This window comes from Sulfitobacter sp. (genome assembly GCF_036960155.1).
Taxonomy (GTDB): Bacteria; Pseudomonadota; Alphaproteobacteria; order Rhodobacterales; family Rhodobacteraceae; genus Sulfitobacter.
This window is the reverse complement of the sequence record NZ_JBALWB010000001.1, coordinates 55262-71873: the sequence shown is the minus strand read 5'-3', so window position 1 is coordinate 71873 and position 16612 is coordinate 55262. Positions and strand designations below refer to the sequence as shown.

General features: G+C 55.1%; 3 protein-coding genes (1 of these 3 only partly in view). All 3 read left to right on the top strand.

Translation table 11 applies throughout. From position 1 onward, the window contains the following. The first annotated feature begins 34 nt into the window (after window positions 1-34). Entirely contained in the window at window positions 35-1051 is a 1017-nt protein-coding gene (locus V7775_RS00190; protein WP_335749837.1) for a methyltransferase, read from the top strand. After that, window positions 1048-1602, top strand: coding sequence for an AAA family ATPase (locus V7775_RS00185; protein ID WP_335749836.1), 555 nt, complete (start codon window positions 1048-1050; stop codon window positions 1600-1602). Before V7775_RS00190 ends, V7775_RS00185 begins: the two co-directional genes overlap by 4 nt. Before the next feature lie 184 nt (window positions 1603-1786). After that, a protein-coding gene (locus V7775_RS00180; RefSeq protein WP_335749835.1) for a calcium-binding protein crosses the window boundary here: on the top strand, window positions 1787-16612 show its 5' end (the start). It continues 15159 nt past the right edge of the window; only the first 14826 of its 29985 coding nucleotides appear in the window; the start codon lies at window positions 1787-1789; the stop codon falls past the right edge of the window.

The following is a 16612-nucleotide window of genomic DNA, read 5'->3' as shown; positions in this document are numbered from 1 at the left end:
TGCACTAGGCGAACCTTAGGCGCAAGATAACACCATGAACCAGAAAAATATAACTTTTGAGACCCATCTTCTGGATGATATTCCAAGTCTTATGGCATTGCGGGTGGGTTTAAAAACAGGGGTTCTGCAGGTGCTGCACAAAGGGCCTATGTCGCGCGAAAGCTTAGGCGCGCAGACGTCGTTGCCGTGCAGTGGTCTGGATAACTTGCTGGGTCTTTTCAGGCAATGCGGCATCGCGGTGCTGGAAGGAAAATGTTGGCAGCTCACTCCGATGATGCAAGACCTTATGTCTGTGGACCCCGCAGCATTAAGGCGGCGGGCAGATTTTGTAGCGCTGGCCGCGTGTGACGTGCTTATGCATGGCGACAGCCTGATGAGTGATCCGCAGGCCTTTCAGCGCGCTGCGGCTACGTTCCGTTTCTTTCGGTATGACAGGGCGCTTGGAACAGGGGCCGCGCATCTGGAAGACACCGCGCCTTGGGCCAACTATGTATCCGACCTGACGGCGCGTGAGGTTCCTGATCTGGTGCCACTTATCCCGTTGGAGGGGATGGGCCACTTGCTTGAAGTGGGTGGGAATACTGGTATTTTTGCACGGGGTCTTTTGGAGAGGCATAGAGGTTTGCGGGCGACAGTGCTGGACTTGCCTGCAGTGTGTCATCTTGGGGCAGGCGTGCTCCCCGAAACGTTCAATACCAGATTGACTTTTTTGGCGGGAGACGCGCGCGAAATCGAGTGGCCTGATGGTGACGCGGTATTGTTTAAATCGGTTTTGCACGACTGGACAGATGAGGCCGCCCAAAAAATGATAAACAAAGCGGCGCAGCATGTGCCCGTCGGGGGGCGGGTCATCATTTGTGAGCGCGGTCCGATTGTTGAAGAGCCGACAATGTGTGGCGCGACGGCGTCTGCAAATCTTGTGTTTTCTCAATATTATAGATCGCCCTCATTCTACGAGGCAGCTATAAACGCTGCGGGTTTGAAGTTACTGCCGCGCCAGTCGGTTTCTCTTGATATGGCGTTTCATGTAGTTGCTGGTGAGCGGATTTGACACAGGGGCCGATCATAGCCATTTGTGGGGCGCCTGGGGCAGGAAAATCACGTCTAGCCAAGGGGTTATCTGTGCGCATGGGATGCGAGCTGATCTCGTATGACACCTACGAGACCTTCACGCGCAGCGGGCCAGAAACTGTACAGGAATGGATTTCGCGCGGTTCTCCTTATTCGGAGATCGAAACACCGGGGCTCAGCGATGCGCTGCGGGTCGCGGCAGCACATGGCCCTGTTGTTTTCGACACGCCTTTAGGTCGGGCACACCCGCAAACCGGCAAACTGATAGACAAGGCTGTCTGGATTGATTGCCCTGCCGATCTTGCGCTGTCGCGCAAGGTGGCTCAATTGGCCGACACTGTGCCAACTGCACGCGCAGGTGCATTCGTGGACTGGCTGAAAGGCTATCTGGCGCAGTATGAACTGATCGTCAGACCTGCATGCGCGCTGCAATTGGCGCGGGTGAAACCGCTGTGCGAGGTCTGCGTGGATGCCCATCATCAGGTCGATTATATTCTTGACGGGTTGGTTGATCAGCTCAATGAGCGCTGATCAGCGCAAGGTTTTCAAATAATTGTGAACTCTTGACAACTAGTTGTGATGTTAAGCGCGTAAGTGTGCTAATGTTAGGCTATTGTCTAAGCCATTGTTTTGAAAACGTCCTAGTTTCACTCGCTTATTTGTTGACCACCTAGTTGTTCCATCCGAGTTGATACTTCATTTTTTGGAGACGTCCATGTCCGCGCCTTTCCGCCAAATTCCGACCGGTTCGCTTCCAGCTCTTCCAATTAATCGGCGATCAAGTAGGCGACTGAAAAAGCGTGATGTCTCCCGCTTTTATGCGATGGAAAAGGCTGCGCGTTCGCTGCTTTTGGACCCCCTAGAACCGAGGGTTTTGTTGAACGCTGATGTGCTCGCGCTTGACCTCACGACAATGTATCAGGACAACCGCGATCATGAGCTTCTGGTGCAGCTTCACGAAGACGTTCAAGAAGCAGAAAGTGGTGCGACATCAGTACAAAGGGTCCAAATCGTCGACCGTGCGGGCGGCGCGATATTGGCCTTTGGCGACCTAAGTGAAATCACCGGAGTTTCGATCCTTGGCGGGGGCGGAAACGACGCATTTGTGATCGACGCTGCAAGCTTTGGAGACACCACACCTTTCACTTTTAACATCGACGGCGGCGGCGGTGTGGACAGTGTTGTTTTTGACACGGATCGCAACACGTCTTGGGTCATCGGAGACTCAAGTGAAGGCACTGCAAACGATGGCTTTGTGACCGTTGATTTTGCTGGTGTAGAATGGGCCATCGGTGCCGAGGACAACGAGGACGAATTCATTGTTTCCCCGACTGGCAGCATGGTGGGAATCGATGGTGGTGCGGGGGGCTTTGACACACTGATTCTGTCTGAAGGCCACTACAACTCGATAGAGTATCAAGCGATTGATGCCAATTCGGGGACAATCATCCGTGATGGGGATGTATTGTCTTTCCTAGGATTGGAGCCAGTCCAGCAGATTGCGACTGTCGATCACTTCACAGTCAATCTGATTCCAAACAGCGCGCCGCTTCTGACGGGGACGGCTACGTTGGACGCTGGCAGTCTGGTTGGATCTAGTTTCGACATCGTTGTTGATGGTGCCAATCTAGAACGCTATGAACTCAACGCGCCGACCGACAGCTTGACGGTTTCAAGCAGCAACGCGCTTGTTGATCCGGTGATTACGCTGAACATCAACAGCTGGTCTGACGCCTTTACTGGTGACCTCATCGTTGAAACGGAAGTCATCAATGTTGCGGCGGGTGTTTCTATCGGCTCTGACGCGGCGAAATTGTCTAGTGTGAAATTGCACGCCTCCGATAGCGCAAATGACGGATCGCTTACCGCCCTCAACCTGATCGGCAGTGGAACTGTTAGCAGCGCTGTGGATGTCCAAGGTTCGATCTATGCCACAGGTGAAGTTAGCTTAAGTGCGACAGCGGAACGGATTGCCGACGCGACGGGCGACTTTTCGATCTTCTCGCCATCAGGTGCTATTCCACTGCAGATGCCAACGTTAGAGGCTACGGCGACAGTGGGCAGTGCGTCTCGGATTGTGGCGGGTGCCTTCGGACTAACGGCCACAACAAATCTTGATATTTCGGTAGATGCGGGCCAGTCCGTACTGGGCTCTTTTACTCAGAACATTCTGGCTGACACCACAACACATGCGACCGTGCAATCTGGCGCGATTGTCGAAATCGGCAGCGATACATTGAGTGGCGAAAGCGTCAGTGGGTTGGTTAGGGCTGAAGATACGTCGACCCTGAGTATTGAGCTGACACCGGATGAATCCGGCCTGCTTGGATCTGTTTTGTCAGACTTTGGCGTTAGCTTTGCGGTATTGACCGTGGATCGTGACACACAGGCTGTGGTGAATGCTGCTACCTTTGGCACTGCATCGTCAGGCGCGCTGGCGGTTGAGGCAAAAAATTCGGGCTCATTCACTAACGAAGTAACGGCCAGTGTGATCGGTGTCACCTACATCAATGGTTCGGATACCGTGTTGGCGTCAGTGAATGGGGCCACAGTACGCGGCGCGTCTCTGTCGGTTTCGGCAGGCAACACCTCGACCTACGAAAGTGGCGCAAAAGTATCGATCAACACGATCACCGGCAGTACCCGCGCGTTGGTCAATTTGGCCGATATTGACCTTGGCGGCGCACTGGATGTGTCTGCCAATGACCAAACTACGCTGACCGCAGGGTCCAAGGATTTTGACGGTATTTTGGGCGACTACGCTGCCGTTGACCTGTCGCTGGCCGGAGCGGTCAACCAGATGAATAAAACCGTCGAAGCTGCCGTTGTCGGTGGCGAGGCAAATGCTGGGGCCGTATCTGTAACGGCAGTGAATGCACAAGCGATGACAAGCCGTGCTGAAGCTCTCCAAGTTCGGGAAGGTTCTGCGTCGCTAAGCAGTTACAACCTGTCGATGGGCGGCGCGCTATCGTCCAACGAGATGCTCGGCGAGACTATCGCCGCCATTCGCGACGGTGCAGATGTGACATCTGATGGCTTGGTACTGGTCGAGGCTACAAATGCCGCAATTATGGATAGCACCACGGATGCGACCACCAAGATCACCGGTGGGGCCAATTCTGCTGTTGGGGTGAGCGTTGCGTTTAACCTCATCGGTCATGACGTGAGCAATATTCTTTTTCTTGGGATTGATACGCTTTTGGGTCTTGGCATAGGCGCGACAGCAACGCCGTCAAATGCGCACGCCTATATTGACGCTTCTGAAGTGGCAGCGACTGGCGCGCTGACAGTGAACGCCAAAAATACTTCTACACTAAATGCGACCGTCTCAAATACTGCCAAATCAGCGGCAATTGGTGGTGACGGCTCGTTTGTTGACCCACTCTACCAGGCCAGCGGTATGGGTTTCTCGATGATCTTTGCGTCTAATAAGGTCGCGTCAGAAGCTTTGGCCGAGATCACCAATGCCCCGACCGATGGCGACATTACTTCGGGTGCGACACTGGCTGTCAGTGCTGCGGATGAAATAGGGCTGTTTTCGAACGGCAAGGTAGTGTCGTCTTCCGTTACAACAAACGATGGCGGCGCCACGCAGATTGATGCCGCATTGGGCGAATTGGTTTCGGCGCTGTATCGCAGTAACGGTCTCGTTGTGACAGACACTGACGGGGACACATTGGCTTCCAATAGCCAATCGGTTTCCTTTGGGGACCGCGTAGGTGTGACGACGGACTGGGAAGATAGTGGCACAGGCAAAGCGTCGGCAGGGACCGTTTACCGCTTTATGGGTGGCACTACGATCACACCTGACCTGACCAATACGGATTTCACAAATAAAGACCTTTGGCAGCCGGTTCCCGAGACTGAACTTGTGCCAACTGGTACAAACCTATCCGATAGCGACAGCGTCGGTGTGGGTGGCATGGCCATTCGCAACCAGCTTGACGGCGGCGCAACTGCCCGGATCCGCAACGCCGATGTGCAGGCTATTGGCGACCTTACCGTCATCGCCACGGAGACGGCCACGTTGAAAGCTGAAAGCGATATCGGAGTAGAAAGTTCCGGTGGCGGCGCAGACGGTGGTGGTACATCCCTTGCTGTGGGCGGCGTACTAGTGGTGAACACGGCCAATGCCTCTGCGTTGGCAGAAATTGCGGACGGCTCTGATGTCACTTCTACTGCGGGCCTTGTGACCGTTGACGCAACAAATACCGCATTGTTAGATGCAGATCTAAAAGCGGTAATCAGTTCGGGGGCAGATGCCGTCGGTGTTATGGTAGCCTTCAACACGTTGGGATATGCACCTGAAAACCTGCTATTCCAGACCATTGATGCGCTGATCGGGACCGATATCGGGGATAAGACACCCTCTGACACAACCGCACGTATCATCGATTCAGATGTCTCCGGTCAAACTGGCGTGACTGTCGAAGCGGATAACAAAGCAACTCTGAAGGCACGCATCGGCACTGATGTGTCTTCAAAGGGCGCTGCTTTCCAAGGTGCTTCGGCCATGTCGGCACAAGGGGTTTTGGCCTCCAATATGTTGGCAGGAATGGCGCGCGCCTACATTGACGACACCGATGGAACACCATCGGACGAGGCGGTTACTGCAGCCGGAGGTACCGTTACGGTGCGGGCCGAAGATGTGACAACAATGGACAGTCAGACGCTTTTGGTCACTGGCGCGGCGCGGACCAACGATCTGGGCATCGGAATGCTGAACAGCTTTGCGCAAGAATTGCTGGACGCCTATCAATACACGACGGAATCCGGTGAAAGGCCGCTGGTTTTCGGTAACAAAGTCTATATAGCGTCCACGCATCCGGTCGAAGACCTGCGCGGAAAAGTGTTCCAGTATATGGGCGAGGGCGGCACTGCGGCTGACACCGTAGACCTCGGTAGCGCCACGTTCGATCCGACCGATAAAGATTATTGGAAAGAACTGGATGAGACCAACGTTATCCCATCCGTGATTGCCAAGCTGGCGATCAAAGGTGCGGGCTTGGACGGTGGATCGGCCAAAGCATATTATGTGCTGGTAAGCCGGAACGAAGCTGATGGCGGGGCAGAAGCCTTTATCGACGACTACGATGTCACCGCACAGGCCGTAGCGCTTATCGCGCGTGAACGCGCAACCATGAAGGCGCTGGATGGCAGCACGATCAATGCCGCCAATACCTATGGCGGCATCATGGCCACCAATGAATTGAACTCTCGCGCCTCGGCCTACATTACCGACAGCGACATTGAGGCAACCGCTGGTGATATCAGTGTAGATGCCTTCAATCTTGCAGTTCTGAACGCGTCTACCGTTGGCGCGATGACGTCCTCGGGTGATGCAGTCAATGTGATCGTGGCCTTCAACTCGGTTGGGTTTGATGGCAGCAACATCTTTTTCCAGGCTGTTGATGCCATCTTGGGCTCGGATTACCTGATCGAAACATCGCCAACGGGCGCGCAGGCCTATATTGAAAACAGCACACTTGATGCGTCAGGTGATATTTCGGCGAATGCTGAAACCAGCGAAGAGATCAGCGGAATCAACTTTGGCACAACCGATGCGCAACTGCTTGACGATATGGCAGACACTGTACTGCTAGACGATGAGGACGCTGCACAAGACGAGACCTCGCTAGAGGCGCTGAAAGCTTCCTTTACCACTGCTGGAATTGCCTTCACGGGTGAGTTGAAAGTCGAAACCGTTGAGACACAATCGCGTTGGTATGTCTCCGACGAGGTTGGCCACACATGGATGATCGAAGATGACGGCGGCACGCTGCGCTTGTTGCGTGTCAACCTTGTGGATGCCCGGGTTGGCAACGAGGCGATATCGACCGCCAAGAATGACCGCGCGTTGTTCGATGCAGCCGTTGACAGCCAAGACACTAAGAACAAGGGCAAGGGCCTGAAAGACCTCAAGCACGGGGCAAACGGCATGGCGGGCGGGGGTATCCTTGCCACTAACCGGATCGCATCAGAAACCTCGGCATGGATTTCCAATACTGGCCCTGATCACCTGTCGACAGAGACAATCACTGGCCTACGATCGGGTGACACAGTTGCAGTGGCTGGCGATGTTTTTGAATATGTCGGTGCTGATCATCTGCAAAATGAAGACTTTGATTATACGAGCCGTGGTGAGATTGCGACGCTGGAAAGCGGCGACCGCATAAAGATGCATGAGGCTTCGGGCACATGGGCCAAAGACGATATCGTCATCTATACTGGACCGCCACTGAGCGACCAGGATGTGTCCATGCTGGTCATAAGTGAGTATTCCCAGTTCACGCCAGGAAATCCCGCGCTGGCGATCAATCTTGCTAACAGCACCCAGAATTATGCCACCAACTCCAATTGGGAACTGCGCGATTCTAGTCTGCCTGTGGGGGTTGCCAATGCTGGCGGCTCGGTTCTGGTAAATGCCGAAGATAACGCTCACATTCGCTCTGACAGCAGCCTTAAGGTGTCGTCAGTGGTCGTCAATAACAACGATGCCTTTACCAAACTGGCAGCTGATCAGCTGAAAAACGAATACATCTATACGACCAAATCTGGTGAGCGGTCGCTGCTACTAGGCGATGTGATCTTTATTGCGTCTGACGGACCTGCTGCTGATGTGGGTAAAACGTTCCAATATGCTGGTACAGGCGACCCCGTTGATCTGGGGACTTTGTCATCGCTGGACCTTGTCGAACCTACGTGGATCAACATCTCTGGTGTCGCGTCGATCGAGGATGCGTTCCCGAACTTTGGCAACCTTGCCGAAAGTAACTCACGCGCCGTGGGTGGGATCATTGTCACCAATGATGTACGCGCCGCCGCGAAAGCCATCATTCAAGACATGGTTGTCACTGCAACGACTGGCAATATTACAGTGAGCGCGCAATCGGACGCGACGCTGAAGGCCACTTTGACTTCAGAAGTGACCTCATCAGGCGGTAGCGCCTGGGGTACTGGTGAATCGCTGGCCGTAAACGGGCAGATCGCCACCAACATGGTCCGTTCTAGCGCTGACGCTCTGGTTCAGGATTCCACCCTTAACGCCATGGTAGGCGACGTGAGTGTGTTGGCCGACAATGCGTCGATCCTTGATGCTACGCTGACCTCTGCAACTAATACTGGCGATACTGGTGTGGGCATTACGCTTGCCTTCAACACGTTGGGTTGGCAGGCGTCGAACCTGCTGTTTAACGCGGTTGATGCCTTTGTCGGGGATCCACTGATTGCAGATGCGCTTGACGGGGAAGAACCGTCAAATGCGCAGGCTCGGATCATCAATTCCGACGTTAACGCGGGCGATGCGCTGACTGTTGACGCGCTGTCGTCAGAGCGGCTGAATGCGACTGTCTCAAATGCCACGATTTCAGAGGCTTCGGCACAAAAAGATGCAGGCGGCAAGAGCATTGGTGTTGTGCTGGCCTCGAATAAGGTTTCGGGCGCAGCTACGGCGTTGATCGATAATACTGGTGCGGCTGTTGGCATCGATATTACCACGGGCGGTGATTTGTCTGTCACGGCGCGAGATAACATCGGGCTGTGGTCCAATTCCAAGCTGGTTTCAAAATCCACGGCGACCAATGATGGCGGTGCTGCGGTTCTCCAAGAAAGCCTGAACGATATACAACCTGCTGACTGGAATGCGTTCAGCACAAGTACACAAGTCGTCAACCTCAAGTTCGGGCACAAAGTCCGTCTGGACGATGGTTATTCCGGCAGCGGTGACGCGGGTAAGGTTTATGAATTCCTTGGTTCGGATATTGAGGGAACAGGCGTTGATCTAAACGCGGGTGGCGACGGTACCAAATCTGACTTTAGCAATACGGATTTCTGGAAGCTGACGCTCGACAGTCAGACCGTGCCGCAGGGGCTTAACGTCTCGGATAGCGACTCTATTGGTGTTGGTACAATCCGCGTTCTGAATGATTTGCGCTCTGAGGTGAATGCGATTGTGCGTTCCGCCGAAATGACAACAACCAACGGTGATATTCTGGTGCAGGCGATCGAAAACGCCAGCATGGATGCCAACGTCGATGCGGCGACATCTTCTTCCGGTGGTAGTGCTACTGGGGATGGCACGTCATTGGCAGTGGGGGCTGTGATGGTCACCAATGTCATGCAAGGCGGCGCAAATGCAGGTGTGATCGACAGCACGCTAACGGCTGGTGAAACTGCGGATTCAGGCAAGGGCGAGATCACAATCGATGCGCAGAACACAGCGGCCTTAACCGCTGTAAATAAGGCTTTGGTAGCAACTGGTGACACTGGCATTAGCGCCATCCTTGCCTTTAACTCGGTTGGTTGGCAGCCGTCCAACATCCTATTCAATACCTTGGATGCGCTGTTGGGTGACCCTCTTGTCTCTGAAGCGTTTGACGGCGAAGCACCTGTCGAGGCAGAAGCCTATGTGCTCAACAGCACGATCGAGGCTGATGGCAGCGTGAACGTGACCGCTAAGTCAGATGCGGACATCACTGCCAGCACTTCAAATGATACAACTTCCAATGCGTCTGCCCTGAAAGATGCCAGCGGCACAGCCGTGGGCGCGGTGATCGCGATGAACAAAGTATCGGGCGGGGCGCAGGCCTATATCGATCTAGCCAATATGCGTGCCGCTGACGGCGAGCAGCGCGTGAGCACTGGTGACCGCGTTGTGAACAGTTCGGGCGACGTGTTTGAATACAGTGGTGATACGGATGTGATCGACCTCGCCTCCGAGACTTTTGCAGGCGCCGAGTGGAGCCTGATCCACAACTCAAACGGTTACCGCAATGACATCGATGCCGGACGGGGTGTGAACGTCACCGCTGATGATGAGAACACGATCAATGCGGACAACCTTATGGAAACCACAACGACGGTTACCAACGATGGGGGCGCTGGGCTGATCTATACCGCCGTCGAGGGTGTTGCTAACGAACATACCTATACGACGAAATCAGGCGTGCAGAATGATGTGCAGTTCGGCCAACGGGTACTGATCGGTTCTGATTACACCGCTGCGATGGGTGTGGCTGGTGATTTCTATATGTATTCTGGGATCGCAGATCCTGTTGATCCAATGGATACGGACGAAACGCCGCTGCCGATGGACCTGACGGGCACACCCGTTGATCTGGGCGCTATCGACTACATATCTGATGCAGACTGGGTCAAGATTGATCCGCTGGACATAAAAAGCCTGATCCCACCGGGTCTGAACCTCAACGTCTCTGAAACCGATGCGACCGCCGTAGGTGGCATGATTGCAATGAACGATGTGCGTGGCGGTAGCGTGGCGCGGATCAACGATGCGACAGTAGATACCGTTACGGGCAACATTACCGTAGATGCGCAGGAACGCGCCACTATTGAGGCCCATAATGTAGGGAACGTGAAAGCTGACGGCGGCAGTCTGTTTGGTGAAGGTGGTACAACCTTGGCCGTCAATGCGTTGATTGCCACAAACCTTGTACAAGCAACCGCAGATGCAGAACTGCACAACAGCGACGTGGATTCGGTTGCAGGCAGTATCAGAGTTGCTGCGTCGAACCTTGCGATGATCGACAGCGATATTGATATGGAAACCATCGCCGAGGGTGGTGGAGATTCTATTGGTGTCGGCGTCACATTGGCGTTTAACTCGATTGGTCACGCGAGCCAGAACTTCCTGTTCAACACGGTTGATGCGTTGTTCGGGCTGGTGCCCGCAGATGAAATCCCCTCAATGGCGACCGCTTCAGTTCTCAACACGGATATGAATGCCGCTACTGGCATCGCAGTAGATGCAGACAGTATTATGACGCTGAACGCTGACATCATGAATGCGGCGCTGGCCACCTCTATTGCGCTTGATGACAATACGGCTGTGACTGTTGCGCCCATCATAGCGCTGAACAAAGGCAGCTCAGGCGCGCAGGCGCTGATCAGTAACTCTGGAACCGTACAAACGGACGCAGGCAATATTGCTGTTACAGCCGATGATGCCTCGATCATTCATGCTGAAGTGATCTCGGCGGCGGCCTCACTGGCTGTAGGTACTGGCAAATCAACTTCTGTTGCTGTGGCGACAACTTTTGCGCGCAACGTCTTGCGTAACACTGTCGACGCGGGAATTCTGTCCAGCGGTACGGTCAATTCTGTTGAGGCAACCACCGGAGCCGTGCAGGTCACAGCAATTCGCAGCGGTACCATCGATGCGGTGTCTCGTGCGGTAGCAGCAACGCTGTCTGTCAGCGGAGATGGTAACTCCATCGCAGTTTCTGTCGGTGGTGCAGTCGCGGTTAACCGGCTTTATGGGTCAGTCGATGCCAGCATCGAAGACAGCGAGATTACAGCTAATACAGTTACCATCGAGGCGGAATCCGTTTCGGTCATCAATTCCGAAGTGATTGCAGTCGCATTGAGCGCTGCAGTCTCGGCGTCCGGCAATAGTACTGCTGTGGCCATTGGGTTGGCAGTTGCCGATAACCTGATCGGCTGGGCCGATGCTCCGGTTACCGCAAATTACATTAGTGATCAAACTGTTGAGATCGACAACGGCGATATTGTTTTAGTTGTGGATGGTGCGCTGCGCGGTCGCAGTTTTGAATACATCGGCACGGATCAGGATGATCTACAGGATCTTTCCATAGCCGATTACAACGATACGCAAGCTTGGAAACAGATCGGTCTGAGCCGCGAAGGCGCGCTAACGTCAGCACACATGGACGATACGACCGTTCTGGGTGGGGCGGGCACTGATGCCTTGCTCGATATTACTGCGATCACCGAACAGCGGATCGTGGCCACGGTATTGGCTGGTGCGGCAGCTGTGGGCGTAGGTAAAGGCGGCGCTGCTGTTGGCGGTAGCGGTAGCTTCTCACGCAACCGGATCGCGTCAGACGCTGAGGCATATATTTCGGGTGATGGCGATAATGGCCTTACTCTTATCTCTGGTCGGGTTGAAGCGTTTGATCGATCGACAGTGGATAGCATCGTCGGTGCGGCCTCCTTGGCCGGACAGGTTGGCACTTCCAGCACGGCGGCAGCAATTTCTGTTGGTGTGGCGATCGCGATGAACGAAATCTCGAACCGCGCCGAAGCTTATGTTGAAGACGCTGATGTCACAGTGACTGGCGACCGCGCGGGTGAATCACTGGTTGTTCAGGCAGAAACATCGGCCGGACCATCGTTCGATGTATTGGGTACCGGACTGACCGAAGCTAAGCTGAAAGATGCCGCCGAAGTTGATTTGGCTGAAGGCAATCTCGACAACAACGTTGAGGGTGACCCGAGCACTGAAGAAGATGACGTGATCGTAGACGCGGCAGATGAGGCGGGCGACGCTGTTATCCTGCAAGACATCAAGGATGCGCTTAATTCTGTGTTGCTTGCGCAAGACCAGATTACCGGCACGCTGCGGGTATCCCAATCTGCGCTGCATGGCTGGGTTGCGGTGGCCGAAGACGGCCGCAGCTTTAATTTGGAAATTGACGGCAGCACGTTGAAGGTAGAGCGGGCCTCGATCAACGCAGTCTCTATTGCAGCCGCTATTAGTGTGTCAGTCAGCCCGTCGTCGACGTCAGTTGCGGTCAGCGGAGCGGGTGCCTATTCCGAGAACGTGATCACCAGCAAAGCGTTGGCGCACATCGACGGATCAACCATCGATGCCACAGGTGATGTGGTTGTGGACGCGGATAATGCATCCACCATCAATGCTTCGGTTCTGGCCGTTTCGCTGGCCGTTTCAGTCAGTGGGTCCACTGGTGTGGGCGTATCAATTGGTGTGGCCATCGCGCGCAACTTTATCGGGCAAGACAGAACAGGCGACGACGATGCGGTTCAGGTTCATGCCTATCTGCTCGACTCCAGCGTGATTTCATCGGCTGGCAACGTGGCAGTGACCGCTGATGCGGCGCAATCAATCCATGCGCTGACTTTCGCAGGGTCCGCTGCCGTTTCAGGTGGCAGCACGGGCATCGCGGTGAGCGGTTCAGGCGTCTGGAATGAGAATACGGTCAATATCGATGTTTTGGCAGCCATCGACGGAGACACCGGCACAGGTCTGCGTGCAGCAGAGGGAGATCTGGTTACAGTCGCTGCGATGAACGATTCAGAGATTGCAGCGCTTGCTGGGGCTGCTTCAGTTGCAGTGGCGTTTGGTTCTACAGGTGTGGCTGTTTCCATCGGGTTGGGCCTGGCGCAGAACACTATTGGTGGCTTGGTCGAAGCGCGCATTCAGGGCGCTGGTGACGGCGTTATCGCGCGCAGTGGCAATGTCTCTGTCACGGCAGAAGACTCAGCTGAGATCGAAGTGTTGGCTGCTGCAGCTTCTATTGCAGCAGGCTTCGGCAGCACCGGTATCGCCGTGAGCGGCGCTGGCGCTGAGGCGACTAACCGCATCAATACCACCACACGTGCGCATCTGACCAACAGTGAAGTTATCGCCACAACTGGCGACGTGATTGTTGAGGGCCGCGCTACGGGCGATATCGACGCGGTGGTCATCGCGGCATCCGCAGCGGTTGCTGTCGGGTCAACCGGCGTTGGCGCATCCATCGGCGTTGCCGTTGCGCGCAACTTAATCGGCTATGATCAGGCGCTGGTCACCACCACGAACACCACGGCAGATACGGTCACCCAGCTGACCAAAAATGTAACAAGTGTGATCATCGAAGCAGGCGCACGTGCAGGCGATAGCTATCTTTATATCGGGGATACGGTCACGCAGGCCGACAATGTCATCGACAATGATGACAACACTGCACCCTATGCGCTAAGTGCGCAGGATTTCGGTAATAATGATCTGTGGAAACTGATCAATCTGGACGAAAGCCGCGCAATTGTCGAAGCTGCGGTGAACGATAGTGTTGTGACCGCCGGAGGCGCGCTGGTTGTTGATGCCAAATCGGTACAAGGTATCAAGGCGCGTACGATTTCGGGTTCTGTTGCTGTAGCCGGTGGGTCCGTCGGTATTGCGCTATCGGGCAGCGGTGCGGCGGTTGAAAACCGTATAGCTACGGATGTTTCGGCCCATATCTCGGGCAGCGATACGGTTGTGACTGCAGACAACGTTACGATCAATGCGGATGACATTTCTACGATTGACGCGATTTCTGCCGCGCTCAGCATCTCGGCCGCCTTTGGCCAGACAGGTGTTGCGGTTTCCATCGGAATTTCCGTGGCGATCAACAACATCGCAAATAATGTTGCGGCCTTTGCCGATACCGGAGCCCAGATTACGACTTCGGGTGCTGACGGCATGACCATCAGCGCTTCGACGCCTGAATTGCTGCTGGGCGGTTCCAACGCTCCCGCAGTTATCTCGGCTGTCAACGCCACGCAGTTGGATGATGCGGGCACCGAAGACATGACCGAGGACAGCAATGACAACGAGATTCCAGATGCTGGTGACGCTTTGGCCGATGCTGCGATCCTTCTGAGCCTCAAGTCCAATCTGAATGCGCAAGGCTTTGGCCTGAGTGGGAACATTCGGGTCAGCACCGTGGAAGAATCCGGCAGCTGGACGGTTATTGACGCCGAAGGCACAGTTGTTGCTTTGCAAAAGAACGGTGGATCGATCAACGCGACACGGGCCAATATCAACGCCGTGTCGGGCGCTGCGGCACTTGCCGTTGCTGCGGGTCAAATCGGTGTCGGGATTGCTGGTGCCGGTGCGGTGGCACTGAATGCGATCCAGACCAACGTGCAAGCCTATGCCGACAGTGCGACACTGGTCGCAAACGGTGACGGGGATGTAGTCATTGATGCACGCTCTGAAAGCGAAATTAACGCCTCGGTTCTGGCTGTTGCAGCTTCGGTTGCTGTGGGTCAGGTTGGCGTGGGTGTTGGGATCGGTATTTCGGTCGCGCGTAACTTTATCGGGCGCGATCTGACGGGTGATCCGGTCACCGATGCGGGGAAGGTTTCTGCCTTTGCGCGTAATAGTAGTATTGATGCGCAAGGTGATCTGAGCATTACGGCTGATAGCGCGCAATCCATTCGCGCGCTGACCTTTGCTGGTGCAGTTGCAATTGCGGGCGGCCAAGTGGGCGTAGGCGTTGCTGGTGCGGGCGTTTACGCCGAGAACGTGATTGACGCCACGACCGAAGCATTTATCGACGGTGACGGTGCAACAGGCGTGCGCGCAGATTCAATTCTGGTAGCCGCCACAGACACCTCGCGGATCGATGCAGTAGGTGCCGCAGTGGCCATCTCTGCCGGGTTTGGCATGGTGGGTGTTGCCGTATCGGCAGGTATTTCAATCGGCTTCAACGCAATTGGCAGCGACGTGCATGCCTATATCGCCAATGCCAATACAGAAGTTGAATCGCGGGCTGGTGATATCAGCGTGCAGGCAGACAACACAGCAACCATTCAGGCCGCCAGCGCGGCCGCAGCAGTAGCGATATCGGCCGGTTTGGTCGGGGTTAGCTTTGCTGGCGCAGGGGCGTTTGCAGAAAACGAAATTACCAGCAGCACCAAAGCAGAAATCAACAACAGTCAGATTGATGCCAATGGCGGCGGCGACGTGTTTGTACAAGCGGACGGCAGTGTCACCATCGACGCATTGATCCTTTCAACTGCGGTTGCATTTGGCGCTGGCGCAGTTGGTTTGGGTGTCTCGGTTGGTGTCTCTCTGGCTGAAAACCGGATTGGCAACGGGGATGGATCGGGCGTATTTGCCCTGATCACAGGCAGCACTGTGAACGCCGAAGGCGTTGTTACTGTCGAAGCAACCATGGAGCAATCCAACATCACGGCCAATGTCATTGCTTTGTCAGTGGCGATTGCAGGTGGCGTCGTTGGTGGCGCTGCGGCGGGCAGCGGTTCAGACGCGCTCAATGTCATTGATTACGCGGTCATTGCCGATATCAGTGATAGCAACATTACTGCGGTAGGGGATCAGGTCAGGGTTGCTGCAGAGGATAACTCGGTCATCAATGCCTATGTTGGTGCTGCTAGTGTCGCAGGGTCAGTCGGCTTTGTCGGTGGCTCGGTTGCTATCGCGATTTCACTGTCAGAGAACACAGTAGACAACACAATCTCGGCGACCGTCACCAACAGCACTGTGACAGCAGGCAGCTTGATTGTGGACGCGGATGATCAAAGCTCGATCAATGGTACGTCAGAGGCAGCAGCAGTTGCTGTGTCGATCAGCCTTGGTTTCGCCATTGCCGGATCCGGTGCCTCGGTCCAAGCGTCCAACACCAGCCGGACCAGCGCCAAAATCTTGGGCGTTGGCAATAACGACTTGATCAACCTAAGCGGCGACCTCACGGTTAATGCAATGGCGCGCCCACAGGTGAGTGGCACTGCTGGTACTGCCTCTGTGTCCATCGGGCTTGCCGCTTTGGCAGCGTCTGGCGGGGTGGTCAATGTAACGGCAGCCCCAACAGTTGAAGCCAGTATCAGCGCCATCACAGTTCAGGCTGACGACGTGTTCGTCGTCGCCGAAGGCAAGCCACACGCCAAGGGCTACGCCTACGGCATGTCTGTTTCTACCGGTTTATCTATGGGTGCCAACGATGTACGCGCCATCAGCACGCCGATTGTCACGGCATCTGCGGGCGGGACATAT

Coding starts and splice junctions, on each gene's coding strand:
- V7775_RS00190 (WP_335749837.1), top strand. CDS start 35: ATGAACCAGAAAAATATAACTTTTGAGACCCATCTTCTGGATGATATT.